The sequence below is a fragment of the Rarobacter incanus genome, assembly GCF_006715765.1.
GTDB classification, from domain to species: Bacteria; Actinomycetota; Actinomycetes; order Actinomycetales; family Cellulomonadaceae; genus Rarobacter; species Rarobacter incanus.
In genome coordinates this window covers 2,256,706-2,279,431 of sequence record NZ_VFNV01000001.1, presented here as the reverse complement: position 1 = coordinate 2,279,431, position 22,726 = coordinate 2,256,706, and the positions used below count along the sequence as shown (strand labels likewise).

Here is a 22,726-nt window from a genome sequence, read left to right as displayed (position 1 = left end):
AAAAAAATCCCCCGGCGTGTCGGCACGCAGGATTCACCAACCGTTCAGACGCAAGGCACCTGCGCGCCGCCGCGATGATGTTCGATGGGGTGTCGCCCGGCCATTGAGCTGGCGGATTAAGGAAGAAACGAGGACACCCCACCCGTGGAAGAAACCATGCGGCCACGCAGACTGGCCACGCGTCGCGAACACGCCGACCGAGTATTTCGCGGCGCAATCCGTTCCGGCGGCGCGCTCGTGCTGTTGATCATGCTCTTTGTGGGCGTGTTCTTGCTGCTGCGAGCCAAGGACGCGCTGGGCATAGCCGGAATCCGGTTCTTCACCACGCAGGCATGGGAACCCGACTCCGGCAACTTCGGTATCGCCGCCGTCATCATCGGCACCAGCCTCATCGCACTGGTAGCGGTGACTTTCGCGGTGCCGCTTGCCCTCGGCACCGCCCTCTACATCAGTGAATACGCACCATTGCGCATGCGCGCATCGCTGACAACCCTGGTGGACCTGATGGCGGCCGTTCCCTCCGTCGTGTTTGGGCTATGGGGAGTCTTTTACCTGCAAGACAAGGTTGTTCCCGTGGCGCAGTGGATATCCACGGTGCTGGGCTGGATCCCGGTATTCAACGTGCCCAGCGTCGACCCCCGCGACCCCTTGACGAGCACCACCGCGTACACGTCCTCGACATTCATTGCGGGCCTAGTGGTGGCGATGATGATCACCCCGATCATGACGTCGATCATGCGTGAGGTTTTCATGCAGGCACCGCTCGGGGAACGCGAGGGCGCGCTGGCGCTGGGATCGACGCGCTGGGGAATGATCCGTTCGGTGGTCCTGCCCTACGGTGCAGGCGGAATCATCGGCGGCACCATGCTGGGCCTCGGGCGCGCCCTCGGCGAAACGATCGCGGTATACATGATCATTTCGCCGGTCTTCGAAATCCAGCCGCACATCCTCCAAAACGGCGCCAACTCAGTCTCGGCGCTCATCGCGCTGCGCTACGGCGAGGCCACACCGATCGGCATGTCCGCGCTCATGGCCGCGGGACTCGCCCTGTTCCTCATGACGCTCGCGGTCAACTTCGCCGCGTCGATCATCGTCTCTCGTTCCAGGTCAGGGGCCGATTCATGACAATCGCCAGCGAACAATGTTTGACCGAAGCCCCAACCGCGGCGGAGCAACCGCGGCCGGCTACGACGCGCACAACGCTGCGCGACGCACAGCAACTCCCGGCCCGTCCGGCATCGCGCCGGCTCCTCTCGGATACTCGCATCGGCGATGCCCTGGCACTCGTGGGTTCCGCCGTCGCGGCCATTTCCCTCACCGCCTTCATCGCGACGCAGCTGGCGCCCGTCCGCGGAGCTCCCGCGCTGATCGCAACCACCATCGTGTGCTTCGTCGCCATCTATGCCGCGGTGACCGCGGTGAGCGAACCGGGACCCGCGGTGCGGGACCGCATCGCGATGGTTGTTGTCCACACGCTGGCATTCGCGGTGCTCCTGGTACTTGGATTCGTCGTGGTCTACACCCTCGCGCGCGCGCTACCCGCGCTGCCGCACCTGAACTTCTACACGCAAGACATGGCGCTGGCCGGACCGCTGGATCCGCTTTCCACCGGCGGGATTCTGCACGCGATCGCCGGCACTCTCATACAGATCGGTATCGCACTCGCGATCACGGTTCCGCTCGGGTTGGCGACCGCCGTGTTCCTCACGGAAATCCCCGGGCCGTTCGCGCGGTTCGTACGCACCGTCGTCGAGGCGATGACGGCCCTGCCCTCCATCGTTTCGGGCCTGTTCGTCTACGCGACCGCAATCTACGCACTCGGCCTCGACAAGTCGGGATTCGCGGCGGCCCTGGCGATCTCGATCATGATGCTCCCGATCATGATCCGCTCCGCCGACGTGGTTCTGCGGCTGGTTCCGCTCACGCTCAAGGAAGCGTCGTACGGGCTCGGGTCGAGCCAGTGGAAAACCGTCTGGCACGTGGTGCTGCCCACCTCGCGGTCGGGCCTGACAACCGCCATCATCTTGGCCACGGCCCGCGGCATCGGGGAAACGTCCCCGGTTCTGCTCACATCCGGCTTCACGGCCGCCATGAACACCGATCCGACCGCCGGGCCCATGGTCTCGCTGCCGCTCGCCATCTTTCAGTTCGTCAAATCGCCGGAACCCACCATGATCGCCCGCGGCTTCGGTACCGCTGCGGTTCTCATGGCCCTTGTCGTCCTGCTATTCATCGTCGCTCGAGTTGTCGGCTCCGACAGCCCCGCCAGGCGCGCCGCGCGCCACGATCATCTCGCGCGGGCACACGCATCCCTGGCCCGTACCCTGCGCCGATTCGCGCCTCGCCCACGCCGCTCAGCCCCCCACCACGCAACCGCCCCCAATTCCGCGACAGAACCCGAGGTAGCCTCATGAAAGCCCGTACACGTTCGCGCGCAAGCGCTGACGCTCGCACCCGCGGACGCCTGTGGGCGGCGCGCACAGCCCTGCTTGTCATCGCCGCGGCATCAACCATGACCGCAGCGGCCTCCCCCGCCGGAGCGGACAGCTACGTTCCCATCAACGGCGCGGGTTCGTCCTGGTCGTCTAACGCGATCGACCAATGGCGCCGCAACGTCGAGCAGTACGGCATGCGAGTCAATTACGCGTCCACGGGTTCCTCCGATGGCCGCAATCAGTTCAAGGCGGGCACGATCGACTTCGCCAGCTCCGAAATCCCCTACGGGCTCTCGGACGGCGGAGTGGTCGACACCCCGCCCACCCGCGGATTTGCCTACATGCCGATCGTCGCGGGCGGCACCGCGTTCATGTACAACCTCAAAGTGGGCGGCCAGCAGGTCACTAACCTGCGTCTCTCGGGGGACGTGCTCACCAAGATCTTCACCGGCGCCATCACGTCCTGGGACGACAAGGCGATCGCTGCCGACAACCCCAGCCTCGCGCTACCCGCCCGCAAAATTGTTCCCGTCGTTCGTTCCGACGGTTCCGGATCCACGGCCCAATTCACCGCGTGGATGGCGCAGGAACACACGACGCTGTGGGACACCTATTGCAAGGCGGCCGGGCGCTCGACCCCGTGTGGCGTCACCTCGAACTACCCCGTCGTTGCAGGCAAGGGATTCATCGCGCAGCCCAACTCCCAGGGTGTGGCCGGCTACGTAGCCCAGCGCGCGAACGAGGGTACCATCACCTACGTCGAATACTCCTACGCCCTGAAGACCGGGTACCCCGTCGCAAAAATCCTGAACAACGCCGACTACTACGTAGAGCCAACGGCCTCCAATGTGGCCGTGGGCTTGCTCGGCGCAAAAATCAACACCGACAAGTCGTCCGCGAAGTACCTGACGCAGAATCTAACAGGGGTGTACCGCAGCAAGGATAAGCGCGCGTACCCGCTCTCGTCCTACTCGTACATCATCGTCCCCACAAGCACACAGTCCGGATTCACCACCGCCAAGGGCAAGACGCTCGGCGCGTTTTCTTACTACTTCCTGTGCGAGGGGCAGCAGCAGGCCGAAGTTCTTGGGTATTCGCCTTTGCCCATCAACCTCGTCAAGGCCGGGCTGGACCAGGTCAAGCAGATCCCGGGGGTCGAGGCCAAGTCGATCGACATCAAGGGCTGCAACAACCCCACCTTCTCCGCGGACGGCACCAATACGCTCGCCAAGAACGCGCCCATGCCCTCGGAATGCGACAAATTGGGGGTCGCGCAATGCGCGAGTGGCACCGGAGGGGCCAAGACCAAGAATACCGCCGTCACCAAGAAGTCCACCGCCCAGTCCTCCGGCGGCACCGGCGGCAAGACCGGCACGTCGAGCGCGAGCGCATCCGCCGGGTCGCAAACAGACACAGCGGGCGACTCGACGACGGGCGCAGCCGCTACGGACTCCGGCGGCGAGCCGGCGGGCAACGATACCGGCGATACCGGCGCTGGGACCGGAACCTCCGTCGCCGCGAATTACGGCGGCGGCCCGGTGGTGTGCGAACAAGACACAGGGATTTGCACCAATGTCGTCGCGGAACCAGTGTCGGTAGACACGGCCGCCAATGCCGCGGTCCCCACCGGCTCGTGGATTGTCATCGCGGCGGCCGGGTTCGCGATCAGCGCCCCCGCCGCGCTCTCGCACCTGCTGCGTCGACGCCGTCGCGGCACCGCAGGCGGGGAGGCACGATGAAGCGCCCCACACTCCAATCGATCGGCACCGCGCTCGCGAGCGCGGGTCTCATTGCGAACCTCGCCGGTCTCGGAATGCTAGCGATGTCAACCAGCGCGCTGGCCGCGCAGCAGGCGACGGCAGTCCAGCATTCGGCGGATGAATGGGGGGCGGACACCTCGTCGGCCATCACCCAGCAATGGGCAAACCCAAGATATATCGGCGACCGGGACCGGTCTTCCGCCGCCTACGAGCAGATGCAGAACATCTCCGTCACCGTCGCGCAAACAAAGGACATCACCAACCAGGGGATCGTCGTGAAATGGTCGGGCGCATCGCCCACCCCCGCGGGGGTCTTGACATCATCGTTCTTCCAAGTGATGCAGTGTTGGGGCGACGACTCCACCGGGCCCACCGCCCAACAGTGCCAATGGGGCGGGGTATCGAAGGCGATCGGCGCCATGCTCGGCGACCGCGTCGGGACCCGCTCGCTGAAGATCGACGAGGATCCCGCGCAAGACTACACAGACGAATACAAGGTGCCCCCACCGCGCACCAACCCCAACCTGAAGGCGTACACCGTGCCGTTCACGGCCGTCGACGGGACTACCGTGACCGACCCGCAGGACTACTTCACTTCCGGGACCACCAACGAGCTGTCGGCGCTGCGGACGAGCGCGGACGGCACCGGGGTCGCCGTCTTCACCGCGCAGACCGCGCTCGAGGCACCGCACCTGGGATGCGGCCAGGTGATGACGAACGGGAAGCCGCGCAGTTGCTGGCTCGTGGTGGTTCCGCGCGGCACCACCACCGCGAACGGCACATCCGTAAGCGACCTTGCCGATGGCACCCTGACGGGCTCACCGCTCACGGCGACCAATTGGGCCAACCGCCTGGTCTTCCCGCTAAGTTTCCAAGCGATCGGCGCTAACTGCCCGCTCGGAAACGCCGAGCAGCGTCTGGTCGGCCATGAAGTCTTCAGCGACGCCATGACGTCGTGGCAGTCGAGCCTGTGCGCGTCCGGCACCACCTACGGTTGGTCGCAGATAGGAGATAGCGAGGCACGCACCCAGCTGGTTTCCTCGACCAATGGGGCCGCGCACCTAGGTGTCATATCGACCCCGATATCCAGCTCGGCGCGCGGAACTAATATCCTCAAGTACGCCCCCATCGCCCGCAATGCACTGGTCATTGGCTACAACATCGAACGCAGCATCAAGTTCAACTCCGATCGGCTGGACGCCAGCGGAACCCCCATCGAGTCATTGACGCTGAACGCCCGCCTGGTGGCAAAACTACTCACGCAGTCGTATCGAGCGGATGTACCAAGCGCCACGGCCGATCCCGTGAAGTCGAATCCCTACAGCATCGTCACGGACCCTGAGTTTGTGCAGCTCAATCCGGAATTCTCCGACTTCTTGGAGACTGCTGCCCCCGAAGGGCTCCTGGTGTCCCTGGGCTCATCGGATGCGAACGCGCAGGTCTGGCGGTGGTTGCGCGCGGACGCTGACGCGAAGTCCTTCCTGGAGGGCAAAGACGACGGCTACGGCATGCGGATCAACCCCGCATACATCGCCCTGAACCTGGCCACGGAGGACACCGATTCGTTCCCCAAGGCCGATCTGTCTTCGTTCCGATACAACGATTTGGTTCCCGAGCCGGGCTACGGCACGCTCGACCTGCGGCCCTACATGTCGGACATGCAGGATGCCGCAATCAAGATACAGCGGGGCGAATCCGGTTCCAAGGTCGTGTGGGATCAGTTCCGGCTGCCACCGGCGTTCGTGTCGGGCGGAGCGCAGTTGCCCGGGCAGCGCTTCGAAATAGGGATCACCACCTTGACCGCGGCAGAGCGGTTCGGGCTGCGGACGGCCAAGATCGTCAATGCGAGCGGTGCCGCCATTTCGCCGACGGCGACAAGCATCAATGCGGCCATCGACGATTTCACCGCGTCTTCCGATGAGTCGTCGGTGCGGGTCTTTTCGCCGCAGACAAAGGACTCCGGCGCCTATCCGCTCGCGGCGGTGAGTTACGCCGCGGTCAATGTCTGCAAATCTACCGCCGCCGAGCGCAAGGCGTACGCGGGATTCCTGACCTACGCCGCGGGCAGCGGCCAGATCACGGGACATGCCAAGGGGCAGCTGCCCCCAGGCTATATTCCCCTGTCTTCCGCGGATACCAACGCCCTGGCATCGCTATCGACCCTGCTGCGCGACGACGCCGCCATCGACAAGCTCTGCCCCGCGGACACGGCCACGGAGCCTAAAACCACCGCCGAAAAGAAGGAAAAGAAGAACAAGGACGAGGCACCCTCGCCCGATTCCACGTCGGCGGCCACGGCACCCGTCTCGCCGTCCGCCGACCTTCCCACGGACGTCTCGGCGCCGGCGCCCACGGCAAGCCCCGCGGCGGGCGGCACCGCCGCACAGGTCGCGACGATCGACCCGATCACGACCGCCAAGATCTCAACAAATGCCTGGCGCGTGGGCGCCGCGGGAACGCTATCGATGGGCGTGCCCTGCATGATCCTTGGACCGTGGCTGCTACGCCGGTCGCGCCGTTTGCCCAATTGACACTTGACGTTCGTTTACTTGTCGCGAATCGGCGGCCCGGATGTCGCATTCGTTTGGGTAGATAGGCGCGTCACCGAAATGACACCACCATTTTTTGAATCCGATGAGAGGAACTCCCTCAATGAAAGCTAAGCTCACCACCCGCGTCGCCGTCGGCGCGGCGATGAGCGCGGTCCTGCTCTCCGCGGCCGCACTCCCCGCTCACGCGGACCCCGCCGCCGGTGCCTTCGGGCAACTCGTGGGCCTGGGTTCCGACACCACGCAGGACGTGATGAACGGACTTTCCGGCGCCATCGGCCAGAACCTGATCGGTTCGTACGATGCGACCGGTTCGTCGACCACCGTCGTCACGCGCTCCGGCGGATCAGCGATTCCGCGCGCCAACGGATCTGGCGCCGGCGTCAAGCTGCTGCTCACTGCCATCGGGCAAACCGGATCGCAGACGATTTCGACCTCCTCCGATTCGAAGTCGGTGACCACGGCCGACGTTTCGGGAAAGGTCGATTTCGCACGGTCATCTTCGGGCGCCGGTGCCAACGCGGATGACGCGGGCGTTTTGACCTACATCCCCTTCGGTCTTGATGCGGTGACCGTGGCCACCTCGCCGACTTCGGTCATTCCGACGGATCTGACGAGCAAGGAAATCGTCTCGATCTACAAGGGCGAAATCGACCGCGTGGAGTACAAGGGCGACGAATCGAAGTTGCTCGCCAAGGGCGCGGCCGTCGACGAGGGCTTCACGGCCGTCACCATCACCCCGCTGATTCCGCAGGCTGGGTCCGGAACGCGTTCCTACTGGCTGGGGCAACTCGGCATCTCGGAGGCGGAACTGACAAAGTACCCGATCAAAGACAAGGACTTGGCCGGCAAAGCCGTGCAAGAGCACAAGGGCGCCGCGCTGGTGGCAGGCGATGCCGAACTGCAAAAAGCCACCCTCGTCCCGTTCTCCGTGGCCCAGTGGATCGCGCAGGCAAACGCGAAGGTGACGGACCACCGCGACGGTGCGGTCCTGCACTCCGTTGATGGCAAAGACCCGCTCGCCTCGTCCGCGGCCCCGTACTCGCTGAACGAAGGCTACAAGGGCTATGTTCGCTTGGTCTACAACGTCGTGCCGACTGTCCTGGCAGACGACCCGACCTCGCAGATCGCCAAGACGTTCGTCGGCACTGACTCGCTAGTGTGCAAGCAGAAGGACGTCATCAAGGCCTACGGTTTCGGGTTGATCGAGAACGACTGCGGTGCAACGACGTCCAAGGCATATAGGGCCTCGGATTCATCGCTGGAGGCCGTGGTTCCCGCGAGCGCAACTGCCGGCAAGGCAGTGACACTGTCGGCTTCGGTCGTCTCGAACGGTGACCAGGGCGGGATCGTCGAGTTCACTGCGGCGGGCAAGGTCATCGCGACGGCGACCGTTGCGGCGGGCAAGACCTCGGGCTCGACGCAGTGGACCCCGGCCGCTTCCGGTGCGGTCGAAGTTTCGGCCACTTTTATCCCGACCCTGCCCGGAATCGCGGCAGCTGAGGCCGCAGCGCAAACCATCAACGTTGCGGCGGCCGCATCGACTGCACCCACCAACCCGAAGCCCAACACCAACACCTCCACGCCAGCCAAGAAGGCGACCGCGAAGGTCAAGGTCACCAAGGCGAAGGCCAATGCCAAGAAGCGCACCGCGATCCTGACGATCAAGGTGACCGCCAAGGGCGTCAAGGCCAAGTCGATCGGCGGAAAAATCACGGTCAAGCTCGGGAAAAAGACCGTTGGCAAGGGCAAGGTTTCAAAGGGGACGGCGAAGATCAGCGTGAAGAAGCTGAAGAAGGGCAAGAACAAGCTCACCGTCAGCTACGCCGGAACCTCCACAATCGGCAAGGCGGCCATCAGCCGCAACGTCGCGATCAAGCGCTAAGGCGACTTGGGCGTCAACCTTTCCGCATGATCGGTCGCGGTTGGGGCGGTTCACCACGCCGCCCCAACCGCGATACATGTTTCTACCGCAAGCACGTTCAGGAGTTCCCCGCGTGACCACAACCTTGACCCCGGCCCCGCGCCAAGAAGCGGCGCCGGGCCGCAGCGCCGGGCCCGGCGCGACCCCCGCGCTCTCGCGAGCCCTCGAACGGCTAGCGCCATCCGAACGCCACCACATTCTCGGCATGGCCGCGCAGGTTCTCGCGGTCTTTGTCGTCACGGTCGTGGTTCAGATCGCGGTGATTTCGCCCCTGCAGTACCACCGCGACCAGCACGTGGCCTTCAACGATCTGCGAGCCGCCCTGGCATCCGGGACGGCACCCGTCGGGCAGATCACCTCCGACGACGTGCCGCTTGCTTCTGGCACTCCCCTCGGCACCATAAGCATCCCGGCTATAGGGGTATCGAGCGCCGTCTTCTTGTCCGGAACGTCGGCCGAGGTGCTGCAACACGGGGCGGGCCACCGCCGCGACACCGTCCTACCGGGGCAAAGCGGCGCCAGCGTCATCATGGGGCGGCAAGCCGCCTTCGGCGGCATCTTCAAAAAGCTGGCAGCCCTCACCGAGGGGGCGACGATCACCACGGTGACTGGCCAAGGGACATCGACCTATACCGTGACGGGAATTCGCCGCGGGGGCGACCCGCTGCCCGCGGTGTTGCCGTCCGGCGCCGGGCGGCTCACATTAGTGAGCGCAACGGGCATCCCGTACTTCCCGGCGGATGTGATACGCGTCGACGCGGAACTGACCACGGCACCCTTCCCGACCGGCGCCTCGATCATCTCCGCGCCGCTGCTGGAACCACAAGAGCAGGCGTTCGCCGGGTCCACCGAGGGCACGGCCTGGGTCGTGATTCTGCTTTCCGTCTGGGCGGCGGTGTTCGCGGGCATCTTGTGGCTGAGCCGCTGGTGGGGGGTGGGGCAGACCTTCATCGTCGGGCTGCCGACGTTCGCTGTCGTGACGGCGCTGCTCACGCAGGCCGTGTTCGCGTGCCTGCCAAATCTCATCTAGATCACTTCCAACAATCCATCCAGATTGCACACATCGTTCACCCTGCGTTTGCACGCCACTGCGATCCTTTCTGCGTGACAGTCCAAACTCAACCACCCGGCCCAGGTGCTGCGTCGGCGGACGCACCCGCCGCTCCGCAATTCCCCCGCGTCTATCCGGATGGCCCGCGCGGTCCGCGCGGCCCCCTCCCGCAGCAGCCACCCGCAGAGCCCGCCGAAATTCCGGTCGTCGGGCGGGCCGGCGAGCTCCAGGCCGACTCCATTTCCGCCTGGTTCGGTCACCATCAGGTCCTCGACCGGGTCTCGCTCACGATGCCGGCCGGTCACGTTACCGCTCTCATCGGCCCGTCCGGATGCGGAAAATCGACGTTCCTGCGGATCTTGAACCGCATGCACGAAATGGTCCCCAGCGCCGCCCTGGCCGGTGAGGTGCGCCTCGACGGGCAGGACATTTACGACCCTGCGCTGCGCATCACGACCGCCCGGCGGGAAATCGGCATGGTGTTCCAAAAGCCCAACCCGTTCCCGGCGATGTCCATCCAGGACAACGTGACTGCCGGCCTACAGCTGACCGGGACCAAGAAATCCAAGGCCGACAAGGAAGCGTTGATCGAAAAGTCGTTGCGGCGTGCGGGGCTGTGGAATGAGGTCAAGGACCGGCTCCGGCAGCCCGGCGGCGGGCTGTCGGGCGGGCAGCAGCAGCGCCTGTGCATTGCGCGCTCGCTCGCGGTGCAGCCGCGTGTCCTGCTCATGGACGAACCGTGCTCGGCCCTGGACCCAACCTCCACGCGCCGCGTCGAAGAAACGATCAAGGAGCTCGCCGGGGAGGTCACGGTTGTCATCGTCACCCACAACATGCAACAGGCGGCGCGGGTATCCGATCAGTGCGCCTTCTTTCTCGCCGAGCAAGGCACCCCGGGGGTGATCGTCGAATGGGGCGACACCGACGCGATGTTCAACAGCCCGCAGGACCCGCGCACGTTCGACTATGTGAACGGTCGCTTCGGGTAGAGGCCTCTTTAGTGGTTTGTAACTGATCTGGGACTGGTTCCTGGTTTGCTGGTGGGTCGGCCGCGAGTGCGGTGCCGCCGGGATGCGCGACGCAGTCCTCGTCCCCCCCGGCGTGCACCTGCGTCGCAGCGAGGCCAACGCGCACGCAGATTCCCAGGCGCACCAATTCCTGGTGGACGAGGTTCGCCAAGCCTCGCCTTAGCCAGCGGAGTTGTCGGACTCGGATTGCTTTCGATTGCGTGAGCGCATGGTGGCGACGCCGAGCGACACTCCCAGGGCCACACAAGTCCCCATGCGGTGACCCACGTGGTTCTTTCTGGACCACCATACCCAAGCATGAGTAGTGCGACGCCAATTGCGCCGACCTTGTCCTTAGCCCCTCCAAGGCTATCCCACCACCAATTCCGGGCGATTCATCGCCAAATGCCGAAGCCGCGAACTCAAGAGCCACCTAGCCCGCCGCCTCGTCACCATCCACCAACACACCCACACCACTAGAAAAAACACATAAAAGCGTCGACAGGCTCGCTGGCGCTCGCTGCTCGACCGGCGATATCTTACAGATCGAGTAGCCCCCGTGGGGCGCGTGGCCGCTAGTCGATCAGCTTGTTTAGCAGATCCCCACCGGGGTCCGTGCCCGTGCCGTCACTCTGAGTTGAACCCTCGCGCGCCGATTCGCTGCCCGGGCTTACACCGATCGGGGTGCGTCCGGCATCCGCCAGAGCCCGCTGCGAAGCGATCACCGCGTCCTCAATCTGCGCCTCCCCCGTCTCCAGCGCCTGCAGATTACGGGCACGGAGCGCTCGTCCGGCTTTGTCCGCCTGCACAATAGAGGCGCACTGCGCCTTCACCGAATCGATGACCACCCAGATCGTCTCTTCGGTGATCACGGGCGCCTGCGCCGCATTCGCTACGACCTCGATCGATTCCGCGGTCACCTGGAACGCACCCTGAATCAGCTTGTTGGTTCCCTCCTGTACGGCGGCGCCCAGCTGCGCTCCCTCCTTGGCGAAGGCCGCCTGCTGCCACAGCGCGAGCGACTGGCGCGCCGACGGCAAACCCATGGTGCGGAATGCCGCCAGGCGACGCCGCAGGGCAAATGTCGTCACGATGAGATTGCGGGTCGCGGGCGCATGCGCGAAGCCCAGAAAAAACTGCGAGCGCCAATCCGCCCATGTCTTTTCGGTCTCGGACAGCACGAACGACAGATTCGCATGCGCCTCGCGCAACTCGCTGACGGTGACGGTCGCGCCACCGTGCTCGGCGGTGTCGCCACCATGCGCCTCTGCCGCCCGTAGCGCCGCGTCCGCCACCGCAAACTCCGCGCGGATGACCTCGATAACCTGCTCGAGCGCGGCAAGGACCGCCACGACGTCGTCCATGTGAGCCAGCGACTGCTTGTGCAGCAGCTGGCCGCGCGCGATATTGTCCGCGAGCGCCGTTTCCATCTCCTGGAGCTTGAGTTCGGCCATGTCTATGCGGTCAGTGATCGGCTTCGACTCCCGAATCATGGTTTTGAGCGTGTATTTGGTCTTCTTGAACCAGCCCTTGACGGTTTCGGCCGCGCTTTCGAGCTTCACGGACCGCCACTTTTTCTCGAATCCGTCCATCTCACGCAGCAGATCGTTGACGATCGCGTCGGCCTGGGGCACCGTAATCGAGCGCTGCACTTCCAGAAGCTGAGTGGATGCGTCGTTCATCTTCTTCATGATGGGCGCGCCGAAGGACACGATCTGGTTCACGTCGGCGATGAACTTCTTCGCCAGGCCGGGCGCACCGTGCTCCAGGTCCGCGCGCTGCTTGTCCGAAAGCAGGCTGCGGAAAGTGAAAACCGCGGCCGCGGGCGTGGCGGCGGCAACATCGGTTGGCGGCACCTCGGCCATGGCATTTTCAAGCGGGCTGCCCTGGGCTTCCTCGCTTCGGGCGTCGGCCGTCTCCATGAGCGCGGCGAAGTCGACGGTGACGGTGTCCTGGGGCATCGATTACCTCCTGGTGTGGCGTTCCAATGATGGTGGTGGGGTGGTGGGGTGGACGGGCGGTTCCTCAGTGTCCGTCGGCGCGGTCCTTGTACACGTCTGACAGGCGCGCCTGGTCGACGGTTTGATTCAGCGAATCGAGTGCTACCTTGAATTCGAGGTCGCGCGATTCGTTGACCTGCCGGATGTTGTCGAGCGCTTGACGATCCACCGATCCGATCGCTCGCTCGACCTCCGCCATCCGGTCGCGCGGATTGCTCCAAAACTCTGGGTTTCGCGCGATGTCCGCGTAGTAGTCGTCTGCAAGCGCGCTCAGCAGCTTCGTCAGTGTGTCCTTGTACTGCACCTGCAAGAGGCGAATCTGCTGGTCGGTTCCCCGCCTGCGGACTCGCACGAAGAGCTCAGCGACGTGCCTACGCAACGATGTAATCGCGTCCGTCAGCGCAGGCAGAGCGCGCGCACGTTCTTCGAGGCGCTCTATTGCCTCCAGGACGAGTTCCCCGTCCCTGCCGTCCAAGGCATCGTGCAATTGGCGGTCGAGTCGGCGATTCACCCCGGCCTGGGCCGTGGAGCGCTTGCGCCTGCGATGCGCGGCTTCGATGGCGATCGCCCCCACCGCACCGATGACTACCACGCCGAGCACCCCCGCGATAATTCCGCCCACGGCGCCGCTGAGGCCGCCACCCGCGTCCGCGTCCGCGGTCCGCGCGGGCGCGATCGTCGCGGCGATCGAAGCCACCGCCTGTCCCCCGTCATCGAGGCGTTGGGAGTTCAGGGCGGCCTGGATGGCTTTGGCGTCGCCTGCGGTGGCGACGCCAAAGCGATCGATGCCGGCGCGCGACTCGATCACTATGACCGTCGTCGCGCCGTCCGCCGCGCGCACGCCCGCCGCCAGTTCGTTGGCGGACATCGTCGTTTCGGCCTGATCCAGCTCGGGTATCACGATCACCCGCGCGCCGGCCGGAAGATCCGCCGCCACCTGCGCGGGGTCCGATACCGTCGCACCGCGAAATTGGCACACCACTTGGTCGCCACAGGCGGTGATGATTTCGTCAAGCGTGGACACTGCGCCCCTTAGTGCTGTCTTAGAAGTTGTTCATGACGGACTGGAAGGTCTCCGCGATCTGCGTCGGATCCGTGGCATCAAATACCTGGCCGCCGGATGCCCGCGCCAGGATCCGCAGCGCGTCGACGTCGGCCGACTGCGAATAGGCTATTGCGAAGATGCGGACAGGCTTGTCGTTGGAGCCCTCGGCCTGGTCCGCATTGATCTTTTGGATCAGGGAGTCTAGTTGCGTGACGGAATCGGTGTCCTCGCCGTCGGACAGGACGACGATCGCGTTGATCCGCCCGGATTCGGCGTGACCGAGCATGTAGTCGTAGGCCTGGCTCAGCGCGTCGTACAGCGGGGTCCCGCCCCTACGCGCGTGCGCGAGGTCCTCTATGTCGGTGCGCAGCGCCTCCTTGTCGCCGCCCAACGGGCCGAAGGGCCGAACCACCGCTATCCCGTCCAGCGTCTTTCCATCGACGGTGTCCTGGATACCGGTCGTGAACGCCCACACGCCGATCTCGTCCGTGGATCGAACATCGCTGAGCGTTGTCGTCGCGCCCTGAATCGCGCCGTCCAGGCGCGAGGTGCCATCCCCGACGTCCTCCGCCATCGAGCCGGAGACGTCCATGAGCTGCAAAATCGCCGAGGGCTTGCGGATCTGCGTCCATTGCTCGATCGCCGCGGAGACCACCTCCGGGGCGGGTTGGGGAAGTGTCGTGGTGGGCTCGTCCACATTGATTCCGACGCTTGAGTTGAGCGATTGCGATGCGTCGACGCTGTCATCCAGCGGCCTAAACCCGTAACGCGGCAAAAGCTCCTGCGCCGCCTTGGTGTGCAAGAAGGATACGAAGGCCTTCGCGGCCTTTTTCTGGTCTGCTGATACCCATGCGGCGTTCAGCGCCACGACGGGATTATCGCTCCACATCGAGCCGCCCTGCGGATAGATCGCGACCAGCTTTTCGCTCGGGGGCGTCAATACCTCGCCGGGCTGCACGGTGTGCGAATCGGGGTTGCCGATGTTGTAGTTGTACAGCGAGGTTTCTTCGAGCGCCACGGCGCTGACGTAGGAGGATCCGCCCCCGGTGAGCTTGTCGGCAAGGTTTTGCAGGACCTTGCCGGTGGTGTCGCCGTAGTGGATCGCCCCGGATTCGAAGTCCCGCGAGAAATCCTGGGCGGCCTTGACGTCGGCGACCGTCAGGTCCTTGGTCTTGCCTGCGGCTGCGTACGCCTGCATGAGCAGCATCGACAGCCCCGTCGTCGACGTGTTCGGGTTGGTCTTGGCGATCTTGAACGATCCCCACATCGATTTTCCGACGGAACCCCAGCCCTGCGGATCCACGATGAGGTCGTGAATATCGGCCATCGTGATTTTCTTGTCCGGGTAGCCGAGCGCCTTTGCCATCGACTCCGGGATTCCGAAAACGACGGGGGTCTTGGTGAAGCTCTCGGCGCCGTCGACGATCTGGGCGCCCGCGATGGAAGCAACCCGGTCCGTCCACACGGTGGAGGCCGGCGACCAGACCGCCGGGGCGCTGTCGGCGCCCAGCGCCCACTCTTTCGTCGAGGCCGACAGATACTTTGCAGCCTTGCCCGACGCCACGTTGACCGGCCGCACGGTCACGCACTGCCCTACGCCCGCGTGCTCGGGCGACTGTTTGAATGCCGCGCCCAGGTCATCCATCAAGTTGACCTTCTCGGACGATGTCGCCACGACGAGCGGAATGCAGCCGTCGTCGACGACGGTCGCCTCGTCCGTGGAATCTGCGCCGGTCGTGCATGCCGTGAGCAGCAAAGATCCAACGGCGGCGACGGCAACGAGGCGGCGGCGAATCGAGCGAGAAACCACGGGCGATCATCCCTTCGGTAGGCGGTGAGGGCGCGTGCGTGTCATGTCAGTGTATTGCACCGCCTGCATCCACTACCCGCCCGGGCTAGACCCCAGCCGGCTGGAGGCGTCAGAAAAGTCGTGATTCGACGTCATCGACGCCGCGCATCGCGTCGTAGTCGAGCACCACGCACCGGATCCCGCGATCGGTCGCAAGCACGCGCGCCTGCGGCTTGATCTCCTGTGCAGCGAACACGCCCGCGACGGGACGCAGCAGGGGATCGCGGTTGAGCAGTTCCAGGTACCGGGTCAGTTGCTCAACCCCTTCGATGTCGCCGCGGCGTTTGATTTCCACGGCGACGGTCCCGCCGCGCGAATCACGCGCAAGGATGTCAACGGGCCCAATCGCCGTGGGGTATTCCCGCCGCACCAAGGTGTGTCCCTCCCCCAGAACGGTGATCTGCTCGGCCATGAGTGCCTGCAAGTGCGCTTCGACACCGTCCTTGACTAGGCCCGGGTCGACCCCGAACTCGAATGCCGAGTCGGACAGCATTTCGTGAATATCGATCTCTAGCCGATCGGTGGTCTTGTCATTTTGGACCGTCCAGACCGCGGCGACCCCCATGGCGGCGGCCTCGGGACTTGGCGAGGATTCGCGCAAGCGACACGGAGCCATCATCCAGTTGAGTGGCTTGTATGAACCGTTATCGCTATGCACCAGAACCGAGCCGTCGGCCTTGACCATGATCAGCCGGGTCGCTACCGGAAGCAACGCCGTCAGCCTGCCGCTGTAGCGCACCTCGCATCGGGCGATTACCAACCGCATGCGTGCCCCTTCACAATACTTGCGCGGATATATGCGGAGGCGCCGCCTCATACCAGGAGGCCAGCGCAGCATACGCACCGCTCGACATCAATAGCTCCATGTCCGTGCCCCGGTAGCGGCACGCAACGACGCACGTGGGGCGGTGGTCGCCCTGCGCCGGTGCCGTGGTCCGACCCAGTAACTCAAAGTCGCCCCGCCGCCACAACCGCGTGTACCAGGGAAAGACGGCTCGCGCCGAAAACCACTTCATTTCGTTGGAACCGAAACGCAGTATCCCCAGGCGCCATCGCGGCCGCTTGCCGGTGCTGCGCAGCGAGGCTATGACCGAGCCGGGCCTGTGGCACAGCCACCGAAAGCGTCCAAGGACGCCCGTCATGACGATGGCCGCGGCAATCACAACGATTGCCGCGGCCATCACAGACTCTCCCAAAACTATGCCTAAGCCAGCGGAGCTAGTGGGCGCTCGCGTCGATGGTTGCGGAATCCGCAACGACCGTGATCACGTCGGAGTCGACCGACAAGAACCCGCCCGTGACGTGGATCGCAACCTTCTCGCCGGTGATAGGCACGACCCGGACGGTTCCCGCCTTGAGCACCGCCAGCATGGGGGTGTGCCCCGCCAAGATACCCACCTCGCCGTCGGACGCGGGCGCCACGACCATACGTGCCTGGCCCTGCCACAGGGTATCGCCGGTTGCAACGACGTTGACTTCGAGCTGTGCCACGTTTTACCTCACTGACCTTCCGCGCGATCGGGTTCGGCGCCCACTCAGGCCCCGAACTCCTTTTGAATCCGCGCCCAGTTCCGTTCCAGATCCTCCAGGCCACCGATGTTGAAGAACGCCTGCTCGGCAATGTGATCGAACTCGCCGTCGGCAATTTTGGTGAACGCCTCGATGGTTTCGCTCAACGGAACCGTCGATCCCTCAACGCCGGTGAACTGCGTGGCCATGTATGTGTTCTGCGACAGGAACTGCTGAATGCGACGGGCGCGAGCCACGACCGTCTTGTCCTCTTCGGACAGTTCGTCGACGCCGAGAATCGCGATGATGTCCTGCAACTCCTTGTTGCGCTGCAGGATCTGCTTGACCCGGGTCGCGGCCTCGTAGTGGTCCTGGCCGACGTAGCGCGGATCGAGGATGCGCGAAGTCGAGGTCAGCGGATCAACGGCCGGGTAAAGACCGCGCGAAGCGATCTCGCGGCTCAGTTCCGTCGTCGCGTCCAGGTGCGCGAAGGTGGTCGCAGGGGCCGGGTCCGTGTAGTCGTCCGCTGGCACGTAGATCGCCTGCAGCGACGTGATCGAGTGACCACGCGTGGAGGTAATGCGCTCTTGCAGAACTCCCATCTCGTCGGCGAGGTTTGGCTGGTAACCAACAGCAGAAGGCATGCGCCCCAGCAGCGTCGAGACCTCCGAACCGGCCTGCGTAAAGCGGAAGATATTGTCGATGAACAAAAGCACGTCCTGGCGCTGCACGTCGCGGAAGTACTCTGCCATGGTCAACGCGGACAACGCCACGCGCAGGCGCGTGCCTGGCGGCTCGTCCATCTGGCCAAAGACAAGGGCAGTCTGCTTGATGACCCCGGATTCGGTCATCTCTTCGATGAGGTCGTTGCCCTCGCGGGTGCGCTCACCAACCCCGGCGAACACGGAAACACCATTGTGGTTATTAGCAACGCGGTAGATCATTTCCTGGATCAGAACGGTCTTACCGACACCCGCACCGCCGAACAGACCGATCTTGCCGCCCTGCACGTAGGGTGTCAGGAGGTCGATAACCTTGATGCCGGTTTCAAACATCTGGGTCTTGGACTCCAGCTGATCGAACGCAGGGGGCTTGCGGTGAATCGGCCAGCGCTCGGTCACCTCGATCTTCTCGCCGGGCTTGGCGTTGAGGACGTCACCGGTGACGTTGAAGACGTGGCCCTTGGTCACGTCCCCGACGGGCACCGAAATGGCGGCACCGGTGTCGGTCACCTCTGCACCGCGCACCAAACCATCGGTCGGCTTGAGGGCGATGGCCCGAATGAGGTTATCACCGAGGTGCTGGGCGACCTCCATCGTCAAGACGAAGTTCTGTTCGCCTTCGCCCTGGCCCGACAGGTCGATCGGCACCGTCAACGCGTTGTAGATGTCGGGGATTCCACCCGCTGGGAATTCGACGTCAACAACGGGTCCGATAACCCGCGCAACGCGCCCAGAAGCTGACGCGCCGGCGCCGGACGCCGGGCTCTCGACTGTTGTGGCGGTCATTTCTGGCCTCGCTCTTCTTGTCCTGACGTGTCTTCGCTGCTGCGGAGACGTGGTTCAAATGTAGATAGTTCTTGTGCACTGGTAAGCATCATGATGCCTTCAATGCATCTGCACCCGAGACGATCTCGGTGATTTCTTGCGTAATCTCACCCTGGCGAGCCTGGTTCGCAAGCCGCGTGTACGTGCGGATCAGATCCTCGGCGTTGTCGGTCGCGGTGTGCATGGCACGCTGCCGCGACGCCAGCTCCGAGGCCGCCGCTTGCAACAGGATCGAATAGATGCGCGCCCTGATATAGCGCGGCAGCAACGCGTCGAGAACCTCGTGGGCGGAAGGCTCGAAGTCGTACAGTGGCAGCACATCGTCCGCTGAAACGGGAGCCACACCGTCGACAACCTCGAGCGGCAACAACCGCAGAATCGTGGGTTCTTGCGTAACCATGTTCACGAACCGCGTGTAGACCACGTGCAGTTCGGCGACGCCGCCCGCGGCGGCCGGGGCCAGGAAGCGAGCCAGCAGTTCCGCCGCGATTGCATCGGCGGTTTGCGTCGAGGGGGCATCGGACTCCCCCGTCCAGCTGCCCGCGATTTCGCGCCCGCGATAACTGAAATAGCCGACACCCCGGCGACCGGTGACGTAGAGATCCACCTCGCGGCCCTGCTCAGCGAACGATTCTATGAGTCGTTCGCCCTCCCGCAGGACATTCGCGGTGTAGGCCCCGGCCATGCCGCGGTCGGCGGTCACCAGCAACACGGCGACACGTTTGGTGTCGGTGCGCTGCGATGCCAGCGGGTGCTGGATATCAGAGTGCGTCGCGACGGCCGAAACCGCCTGCGTGATCGCGATCGCGTAGGGACGGGCGGCATTTGCGCGCGCCCTGGCCTTCCCAATCCGCGACGCGGCGATCAGCTCCTGCGCCCTGAACACCTTCTTCAGCGATTGCGTCGAGCGTATGCGCGCTCGATAGATCCGTTGAGCTCCCGCCACGGTCAGGCCTTCTTCTGCTTGACGATCTGCTCCGGCTCCGGGGTCAATCCGGTCTCTTCCGCCTCCTCGTCACCCAACAGCGGGGAGCCGTCCGCGGTCAAGAATCCGAGCCGGAACTCTTCGACGGCCTTATCCAGCGCGGATTCGGTTTCGTCTTCGAGCTTTCCGGTCGAGGCGATTGTCTCCAAGACATCCGAGTTGCGCCGCAGGTGGTCCAGCAGCTCGGACTCGAAGCGGCGCACATCGGCAACGGGCACGTCATCGAGTTTGCCTTTTGTTCCGGCCCAAACCGAAACGACCTGGTTCTCAACGGGGTAGGGGTCGTACTGCCCCTGCTTGAGGAGTTCGAGGAGTCGTGCACCGCGGTTGAGCTGCGCCCGCGAGGCGGCGTCGAGGTCCGAAGCGAACATCGCGAATGCCTCCAGGGACCGGAACTGCGCCAGGTCCAGTTTCAGGGTTCCGGAAACCTTCTTCATCGCCTTGATCTGCGCCGATCCGCCGACCCGGGACACCGAAATGCCGACGTCGACGGCAGGCCGCTGGTCCGCGTTGAACAGATCCGACTGCAAGAAGATCTGCCCGTCGGTAATCGAGATGACGTTGGTCGGGATGTAGGCGGAAACGTCGTTCGCCTTCGTCTCGATGATCGGCAGGCCGGTCATCGATCCGGCCCCCATCTCGTCCGAGAGCTTCGCGCAGCGTTCCAGCAGGCGGGAGTGGAGGTAGAAGACGTCGCCCGGGTACGCCTCGCGGCCCGGCGGGCGGCGCAGCAGCAGGGAGACTGCGCGGTAGGCTTCCGCCTGCTTCGATAGGTCATCGAAAACGATCAGGACGTGCTTGCCCTCGTACATCCAGTGCTGCCCGATTGCTGAACCGGTGTAGGGCGCCACGTACTTGAATCCGGCAGGATCGGAGGCCGGGGCGGCGACGATGGTCGTGTACTCCAGGGCTCCGGCTTCCTCAAGCGCCCCGCGAACCGCCGCGATGGTCGAGCCCTTCTGGCCGACAGCGACGTAGATGCAGCGCACCTGCTTACTCGGGTCCCCCGACAGCCAGTTCTGCTTCTGATTGATGATCGCGTCGATGGCGATAGCAGTCTTACCCGTTTGCCGGTCCCCGATGATCAGCTGGCGCTGCCCGCGACCAATCGGAATCATCGCATCGATCGCCTTGATGCCGGTCTGCAACGGCTCGTGGACGCTCTTGCGCTGCATAACGCCCGGTGCCTGTAGCTCAAGCGCCCGGCGCCCGACCGTCGCGATCTCGCCCAGCCCGTCGATCGGGTTGCCCAGCGGATCGACGACTCGTCCCAGGTAACCGTCGCCGACGGCTACCGAAAGCACCTCGCCCGTGCGGCGCACTTCCTGGCCCTCTTCGATCCCCGAGAACTCCCCCAGGATGACCACACCGATTTCGCGCACATCCAGGTTCAGCGCGAGGCCGAGCGTGCCGTCCTCAAAGCGCAGCAGTTCATTCGCCATCGCGCCAGGGAGTCCCTCAACCTGTGCAATACCGTCAGCCGCTAGTGTGACGCGTCCAACCTCTTCGCTGACCGCGCCCTTGGGCTTGTACGACTTCACGAAGCTGTCTAGCGCAGCCCGGATCTCCTCCGGCTTGATCGTCAGCTCAGCCATTGTTCCACTCCTGTCGCGACCGCTACCACGGTCCCTGCTCGTTTTCCAAAGTTACCGGGGATTACCCGTTTGGCACCGCCGGTGCCCAATGTCGTTAGCTGGCAATCTGCCTGCGTATGTCGGTGAGTCGTGAAACGACCGTTTGATCCACCACGTCCGGTCCCACCTGGATGCGGACACCCCCGATGACGGAACGATCGACGGTGACATCCACCTGAATGCGCCGCCCGTACTTGCGCCCGAGGATCGATTCGATGCGTTCGATCTGTTCTTCAGAAAGAGCGGTGTTGGACGTGACGTGCGCAACCGTACGGTTCCGCAGTGTGGCGCCGAGATCCGACAACGATTGCAGGAAGGGAACCAGGTGCCGTCCCCGTGGGTACGCCGCGGCGCGCACGATGAGCGTGAGCGCTTCCTCGCTCACCTTGTCGGCGAACAACGACCCGACCAGCTCGCCGCGCGCCCGGGCGTCCGCCCGCGGATCCGTGAGCGCGGTGCGCACCTCGGGCTGCCCGGCAAGGGCCTGGCTGGCGAACCACAGTTCCTGGCTCACTTCCTCCAGGCGCCCGCCATTGCGGGCACCGTAGAACACAGCCACGAAGCCGAGGTGTTCGATCGCCGATACGAAATCACCGATGCGAATCCACCTGTGGCCGATGGCGTCCACGAGCGCGGTGCAAACCGCTGCAGCGACGTGCGGGCCGAAGAGCCCCTGGATCAAACTGGCCTTCGCCTGGGCATCCCGAGCCGGATCCGTGAGCGCGCGTCGAACGGTTCCGTTAGCGTCCAACAGATCGACAACGTCGAGGAGCTGCTTGCCGTAGGATACCGCCTCCTCGCCCGCAGCCTCGAGCACGGGCGCGAAGGCAGCAAGCGTAGCTTCACGCGAGGCCAGGGATGTTCCACGCATTAGTTCCCCTTGGTAGATGCGGTCGATTCGTCAAGATCAGCAAGGAAACGATCAACCACACGCGACTGACGAGCAACGTCGTCCAGCGATTCGCCGACGATCTTCGCGGCGAGTTCCGTGGCGAGCGTGCCCACCTCATCACGCAGCGCGATAGCCGCCTGTTGACGTTCAGATTCGATCTGTCGCATCGCGGCCTCGGTGATTCGGTCGGCCTCTTGCGATGCAGTCTTGCGGTGCTCGGCGACGATCGCGCTGCCCTCACCGCGGGCTTCTTCCCGAATCCGAGCAGCCTCTGCGCGCGCGGCGCGCAACTCCTCATCCTGTTGGGATAGCAACGCGGCGGCCTGCGCCTGGGCTTCATCCGCCTTCGCGATACCGCCCTCAATCAAGGCGGTGCGCTCGTCCAGCACTTTGTTGATTTTTGGCAACGCCACGCGGATGACGACGATCGCGATGATGACCAGAACGATCGCTGACCAAAAGATCTCGGAAGGCTCGGGGATGAATAGCCGGATCCCCTCGACGCTCTCTGTTCCAGCAGCCAAGAAACTTGTCATGGA

18 protein-coding genes are annotated in these 22,726 nt (G+C 64.5%); 7 read left to right on the top strand and 11 right to left on the bottom strand.

What is annotated here, in order from left to right; all coding sequences use genetic code 11:
* Positions 1-156: 156 nt before the first annotated feature.
* The 7 genes from pstC (at position 157) to FB389_RS09370 (ending at position 10,708) form a co-directional block, all read left to right on the top strand.
* Positions 157-1,125, top strand: a complete 969-nt coding sequence (pstC, locus tag FB389_RS09400; RefSeq protein ID WP_142113035.1) for a phosphate ABC transporter permease subunit PstC — start codon at positions 157-159, stop codon at positions 1,123-1,125.
* Positions 1,122-2,414 (top strand): phosphate ABC transporter permease PstA, encoded by a 1,293-nt coding sequence (pstA, locus tag FB389_RS09395; protein ID WP_142113033.1) that lies wholly within the window; start codon positions 1,122-1,124, stop codon positions 2,412-2,414. The genes pstC and pstA overlap by 4 nt, the downstream gene beginning before the upstream one ends.
* Positions 2,411-4,174 (top strand): phosphate ABC transporter substrate-binding protein PstS, encoded by a 1,764-nt coding sequence (gene pstS, locus FB389_RS09390; protein ID WP_246043609.1) that lies wholly within the window; start codon positions 2,411-2,413, stop codon positions 4,172-4,174. Before pstA ends, pstS begins: the two co-directional genes overlap by 4 nt.
* Complete coding sequence (locus FB389_RS09385; protein WP_142113031.1) at positions 4,171-6,726, top strand: hypothetical protein; 2,556 nt, start codon at positions 4,171-4,173, stop codon at positions 6,724-6,726. Before pstS ends, FB389_RS09385 begins: the two co-directional genes overlap by 4 nt.
* A gap of 121 nt (positions 6,727-6,847) precedes the next feature.
* The gene (locus tag FB389_RS09380; RefSeq protein ID WP_142113029.1) at positions 6,848-8,629 is read left to right on the top strand and encodes a hypothetical protein; all 1,782 of its coding nucleotides are present in this window, start codon (positions 6,848-6,850) and stop codon (positions 8,627-8,629) included.
* A 112-nt stretch (positions 8,630-8,741) separates the two neighbouring features.
* Entirely contained in the window at positions 8,742-9,698 is a 957-nt protein-coding gene (locus tag FB389_RS09375) for a sortase (RefSeq protein ID WP_170207948.1), read from the top strand.
* A gap of 218 nt (positions 9,699-9,916) precedes the next feature.
* Positions 9,917-10,708: a phosphate ABC transporter ATP-binding protein gene (locus tag FB389_RS09370; RefSeq protein ID WP_246043716.1), complete on the top strand. Its 792-nt coding sequence runs from the start codon at positions 9,917-9,919 to the stop codon at positions 10,706-10,708.
* Positions 10,709-11,301: 593 nt separating this feature from the next.
* Here the strand turns inward: FB389_RS09370 and FB389_RS09365 are convergent.
* The 11 genes from FB389_RS09365 to FB389_RS09315 form a co-directional block, all read right to left on the bottom strand.
* Positions 11,302-12,687, bottom strand: coding sequence for a toxic anion resistance protein (locus tag FB389_RS09365; RefSeq protein ID WP_142113025.1), 1,386 nt, complete (start codon positions 12,685-12,687; stop codon positions 11,302-11,304).
* Between the two features lie 64 nt (positions 12,688-12,751).
* A complete protein-coding gene (locus tag FB389_RS09360; RefSeq protein ID WP_142113023.1) occupies positions 12,752-13,750 on the bottom strand; it encodes a hypothetical protein in 999 nt (332 codons plus the stop codon).
* Positions 13,751-13,769: 19 nt separating this feature from the next.
* Complete coding sequence (locus FB389_RS09355; protein ID WP_142113021.1) at positions 13,770-15,581, bottom strand: substrate-binding and vWA domain-containing protein; 1,812 nt, start codon at positions 15,579-15,581, stop codon at positions 13,770-13,772.
* Positions 15,582-15,690: 109 nt separating this feature from the next.
* On the bottom strand, positions 15,691-16,386 hold the full coding sequence (gene nucS, locus FB389_RS09350) for an endonuclease NucS (protein ID WP_142113019.1): 696 nt from the start codon (positions 16,384-16,386) through the stop codon (positions 15,691-15,693).
* A 10-nt stretch (positions 16,387-16,396) separates the two neighbouring features.
* Positions 16,397-16,801: a DUF2550 family protein gene (locus FB389_RS09345; RefSeq protein WP_170207947.1), complete on the bottom strand. Its 405-nt coding sequence runs from the start codon at positions 16,799-16,801 to the stop codon at positions 16,397-16,399.
* 37 nt (positions 16,802-16,838) lie between these two features.
* Entirely contained in the window at positions 16,839-17,111 is a 273-nt protein-coding gene (locus tag FB389_RS09340; protein ID WP_142113015.1) for a F0F1 ATP synthase subunit epsilon, read from the bottom strand.
* Positions 17,112-17,155: 44 nt separating this feature from the next.
* Positions 17,156-18,637 carry a F0F1 ATP synthase subunit beta gene (gene atpD, locus FB389_RS09335; RefSeq protein ID WP_142113013.1) on the bottom strand — a complete coding sequence of 494 codons (1,482 nt, stop codon included), beginning with the start codon at positions 18,635-18,637 and terminating at the stop codon, positions 17,156-17,158.
* A gap of 88 nt (positions 18,638-18,725) precedes the next feature.
* Positions 18,726-19,622 carry a F0F1 ATP synthase subunit gamma gene (locus FB389_RS09330; RefSeq protein WP_142113011.1) on the bottom strand — a complete coding sequence of 299 codons (897 nt, stop codon included), beginning with the start codon at positions 19,620-19,622 and terminating at the stop codon, positions 18,726-18,728.
* A gap of 2 nt (positions 19,623-19,624) precedes the next feature.
* Complete coding sequence (atpA, locus tag FB389_RS09325) at positions 19,625-21,256, bottom strand: F0F1 ATP synthase subunit alpha (protein WP_142113009.1); 1,632 nt, start codon at positions 21,254-21,256, stop codon at positions 19,625-19,627.
* A gap of 94 nt (positions 21,257-21,350) precedes the next feature.
* The gene (locus FB389_RS09320) at positions 21,351-22,166 is read right to left on the bottom strand and encodes a F0F1 ATP synthase subunit delta (protein ID WP_142113007.1); all 816 of its coding nucleotides are present in this window, start codon (positions 22,164-22,166) and stop codon (positions 21,351-21,353) included.
* The gene (locus FB389_RS09315) at positions 22,166-22,723 is read right to left on the bottom strand and encodes a F0F1 ATP synthase subunit B (protein WP_142113005.1); all 558 of its coding nucleotides are present in this window, start codon (positions 22,721-22,723) and stop codon (positions 22,166-22,168) included. The genes FB389_RS09320 and FB389_RS09315 overlap by 1 nt, the downstream gene beginning before the upstream one ends.
* Between the last annotated feature and the right edge of the window lie 3 nt (positions 22,724-22,726).